This window comes from Streptomyces flavofungini, assembly GCF_041028215.1.
In the GTDB taxonomy this organism is placed as follows: Bacteria; Actinomycetota; Actinomycetes; order Streptomycetales; family Streptomycetaceae; genus Streptomyces; species Streptomyces flavofungini_B.
Genome location: NZ_JASKYR010000771.1, coordinates 1 through 3,856, shown reverse-complemented (window position 1 = coordinate 3,856; position 3,856 = coordinate 1). Strand labels below are relative to the sequence as shown.

The 3,856-nt window shown below is 74.1% G+C and carries 4 protein-coding genes; 3 read left to right on the top strand and 1 reads right to left on the bottom strand.

The genetic code is table 11. The features are described from left to right. Positions 1 to 13 precede the first annotated feature (13 nt). The 3 genes from AB8Z36_RS34145 to AB8Z36_RS34135 are packed head-to-tail and all read left to right on the top strand — an operon-like array spanning position 14 to position 3,446. Positions 14 to 1,327 carry a cytidylyltransferase domain-containing protein gene (locus tag AB8Z36_RS34145; RefSeq protein WP_369217271.1) on the top strand — a complete coding sequence of 438 codons (1,314 nt, stop codon included), beginning with the start codon at positions 14 to 16 and terminating at the stop codon, positions 1,325 to 1,327. 14 nt (positions 1,328 to 1,341) lie between these two features. Beyond that, a complete protein-coding gene (locus AB8Z36_RS34140) occupies positions 1,342 to 2,292 on the top strand; it encodes an N-acetylneuraminate synthase family protein (protein WP_369217270.1) in 951 nt (316 codons plus the stop codon). A 32-nt stretch (positions 2,293 to 2,324) separates the two neighbouring features. Continuing rightward, positions 2,325 to 3,446 carry a hypothetical protein gene (locus AB8Z36_RS34135; RefSeq protein WP_369217269.1) on the top strand — a complete coding sequence of 374 codons (1,122 nt, stop codon included), beginning with the start codon at positions 2,325 to 2,327 and terminating at the stop codon, positions 3,444 to 3,446. 4 nt (positions 3,447 to 3,450) lie between these two features. Here AB8Z36_RS34135 and AB8Z36_RS34130 read toward each other — a convergent pair. After that, a partial coding sequence (locus AB8Z36_RS34130) for a protein-tyrosine phosphatase family protein (protein ID WP_369217268.1) occupies positions 3,451 to 3,856 on the bottom strand: 406 nt, incomplete at its 5' end.

Below are 3,856 nucleotides of genomic sequence, written 5' to 3'. Positions count from 1 at the left end.
CCGAGGAGCCCCCATGCCCCACCCCGGCCACGCGAGCACGCCGGACCACCGCGTCCTCGCCGTCATCCCCGCCCGCGGCGGCTCCAAGGGCGTACCCGCCAAGAACCTCGCCCCGGTCGGCGGCGTGCCCCTGGTGGGCCGCGCCATCCGCGAGTGCCTCGCCGCGCGGCTCGTCACCGACGTCGTCGTCTCCACCGACGACCACGTCATCGCCGAGACGGCCCGCGCCGCCGGTGCCGAAGTCGTCCTGCGCCCCGCCGCCATCGCCGGGGACACCGCCACCAGCGAGGCCGCGGTCCTGCACGCCATGGACGCCCACGAGGCGCTGCACGGCGCCCCGATGGACGCCGTCCTGCTCGTGCAGTGCACCAGCCCCTTCCTGACCCGCGAGGACATCGACGGGGTGGCGTCGGCCGTCGTGGAGAACGGCGCGGACACCGCCGTCACGGTCGCGCCCTTCCACGGCTTCATCTGGCGCGACGCGGCCGACGACGCCTCCGAGGGCGCCGACGTGCCCGCCCAGCGCACCGGCACCGTCGGCGGCACCGCGACCCTCGCCAACGCCACCCGCACCCGCGGCGGCTACGGCGTCAACCACGACAAGTCCTTCCGCCCCCGCAGGCAGGACCGCCCCCAGGACCTCCTGGAGACCGGCGCCGCCTACGCGATGGACGCGGCGGGCTTCCGCACCCACAAGCACCGCTTCTTCGGGCACACCGAGCCGGTCCGCACCGACCCCGCCCGGGTCCTCGAGGTCGACGACCCGCACGACCTCGCCCGCGCCCGCGCGCTCGCCCCGCTCTTCGACGCGGACCGCCCCGAAGACGCGGGCGCCCTCCCGACCGCCGCCGACATCGACGCGGTCATCCTCGACTTCGACGGCACCCAGACCGATGACCGGGTGCTGATCGACTCCGAAGGACGCGAATACGTCTCCGTGCACCGCGGAGACGGTCTCGGCATCGCGGCCCTGCGTGACGCGGGCATCCCGCTGCTGATCCTGTCCACGGAACAGAACCCGGTCGTCGCCGCACGCGCCAGGAAGCTGAAGCTCCCCGTGCTGCACGGCATCGACCGGAAAGACCTCGCACTGAAGCAGTGGTGCGAGGAACAGGGCATCGCGCCCGAGCGCGTGCTCTACGTCGGCAACGACGTCAACGACCTCCCCTGCCTGGCCCTCGTCGGCTGGCCGGTGGCGGTCGCCAGCGCCCACGACGTCGTGCGCGGCGCGGCCCGCGCGGTCACCACCACCCCCGGCGGTGAAGGCGCGATCCGAGAGATCGCCACCTGGATCCTCGGCCCCTCTCTCGATTCCCTCCACAGTTAAGGACTGTTCCTGCCATGAGCAACATCACCTCCATCGGCGCCAACTCCCGTCTGCGTCAGTTCGGTTCGAAGACGGCCGGTCCCGGTCAGCCCGTGTACATCACCGGCGAGATCGGCATCAACCACAACGGCGACCTGGAGAACGCGTTCGCGCTGATCGACGTGGCCGCCGACGCCGGCTGCGACGCGGTGAAGTTCCAGAAGCGCACCCCGGAGATCTGCACCCCGCGCGACCAGTGGGACATCGAGCGCGACACCCCCTGGGGCCGCATGACGTACATCGACTACCGCCACCGCGTGGAGTTCGGCGAGTCCGAGTACCAGGCCATCAGCGAGCACTGCGCCAAGCGCGGCATCGACTGGTTCGCCTCCCCGTGGGACACCGAGGCCGTCGCCTTCCTGGAGAAGTTCGACCTGCCCGCCCACAAGGTCGCCTCCGCCTCGCTCACCGACGACGAGCTGCTGCGCGCCCTGCGCGCCACGGGCCGCACGATCATCCTCTCCACCGGCATGTCGACCCCGAAGCAGATCCGCCACGCGGTCGAGGTGCTCGGCTCGGACAACATCCTGATGTGCCACGCCACGTCGACGTACCCGGCGCAGGCGGAGGAGCTCAACCTCCGCGTGATCAACACCCTCCAGGCCGAGTACCCCAACGTCCCGATCGGCTACTCCGGCCACGAGACGGGCCTGCAGACGACGCTCGCCGCCGTCGCCCTCGGCGCCACCTTCGTCGAGCGCCACATCACCCTCGACCGCGCCATGTGGGGCTCCGACCAGGCCGCCTCCGTCGAGCCGCAGGGCCTCACCCGCCTCGTCCGCGACATCCGCACCATCGAGGCCTCCCTCGGTGACGGCGTCAAGAAGGTCTACGAGTCGGAGCTCGGCCCCATGAAGAAGCTGCGCCGCGTCGCGGGCGTCGTGGCCGAGCAGGAGTCCGCGCCGGCCGAGCCGGTCGCGGTCTGAGCCCCGCCTCAACCGGAGACGGACAGACGACGATGAGCCCCCGAGCCGGCCGCACCGCCGACCCCGCGGCACCACCCCCGCTCACCACACTCGCCTTCGTGGAGAGCCCCGTCCAGCTCCTCAACGTCCTGGAGTGGGCGCACGCCGCGGGCGCGACGGGACCGGCCGGGGGCCTCACCGTCGTCGTCCTCTCACCCAACGACCCGATGACGCGCGGCCAGTTGCGCCGGATGGCGCAGCTCGCGCGCGACGAGGGCGTCGAGGTCCGCTGGGAGGAGGCGCGCGGCGGCGCGGGCGCGCCCTTCCAGACCATCGGCGGCCTCGCGGGCCCGCTGCGCGCGGCCGGACGGATCGTCATAGGCGACCCGTTCTCCCGCTACGTACAGCTCCTCCTCACCATCACCCGGGCCCGCTCCCTGGTCGTGGTCGACGACGGCACCGCCACCATGGAGTTCATCTCCCAGCTCGCGCGCGGCGAGCGCCTCGTGCGCTGGCACCGCAAGGGCGGCCGGCCCGGCCCCCGCGACCTGCTCTTCGCCCCGGTCTCGGCCTCGGCGCGGCGGCGCCTCACGCCGGGCGGCGCGCGGGCCGTGGAGGTCTTCTCCGCGATGCCGATCGACGCGGCGCCGGAGGGGGTGACGGTCTCCGTCAACGCCTTCGCCTGGACCCGCGAACGCTTCGGGCCGCCCCGCATCACCCGGGGCGCCGACCTGGTCGGCACGTCCCTGGTGGAGACGGGCGTGGTCGACCCCGACCGGTACGTGGACGCGGTCCGCGCCCTCGCCCGCACCCACAACGCCGCGCGCTACTTCGCCCACCGCCGCGAGAGCGCCGAGAAGCTCCACCGCCTCGCGGTCGAGACGGGCCTCCAGGTCGTCCGCCCCGATCTGCCCCTTGAGCTGATCGCGCGCCGCGGCCCCATCGGCCGCACGATCCTCAGCTTCCCCTCGACGGTGGTCCACACCCTGCCCCTCGCCCTCGCCGGTACGGAGGTGAAGGTGGCGGTCTGCGACATCGACCCCGGCTGGCTCACGGAGACGGCGTCGCCGCGCGCGCAGGGCTTCCTGTCCGGCGTGACGGGGACGGCGCGCGACGTGCACCGGCTGACGTCGGTCATCACCGGGCCACGGAGCGTGCGGTCCGCCGCCGGGTGAGCCGTCAGCCCGCGAAGCGCGCCACGTACCGCCGCTGCCACGGCGTCTCCACCGCGCGCCGGTCGTAGTTCCGCCGTACGTAGGCCACGGCCTCGGCCGCGGGGACACCGTCGAGGACGGCGACGCAGGCGAGGGCGGTCCCGGTCCGCCCGCGCCCGCCGCCGCAGGCCACCTCGACCCGCTCGGCCGCCGCGCGCGCCCAGACCTCGCGCAGCACCTCCCGCGCCCGCGCGCGGTCGCCGGGCAGCCGGAAGTCGGGCCAGCGCAGCCAGGTGTGCTCCCAGGGAAAGGGTCCGGGCTCCTTGCCGAGCAGGTAGACGCCGAAGCCGGGCGCCGGGCCCGCGGGCAGCGGATCGCGCAGCCCCCGCCCGCGCACGAGCCGCCCGGACGGCAGCCGGAGAACACCCGCG

Coding starts and splice junctions, on each gene's coding strand:
- AB8Z36_RS34145 (WP_369217271.1), top strand. CDS start 14: ATGCCCCACCCCGGCCACGCGAGCACGCCGGACCACCGCGTCCTCGCC.
- AB8Z36_RS34135 (WP_369217269.1), top strand. CDS start 2,325: ATGAGCCCCCGAGCCGGCCGCACCGCCGACCCCGCGGCACCACCCCCG.
- AB8Z36_RS34140 (WP_369217270.1), top strand. CDS start 1,342: ATGAGCAACATCACCTCCATCGGCGCCAACTCCCGTCTGCGTCAGTTC.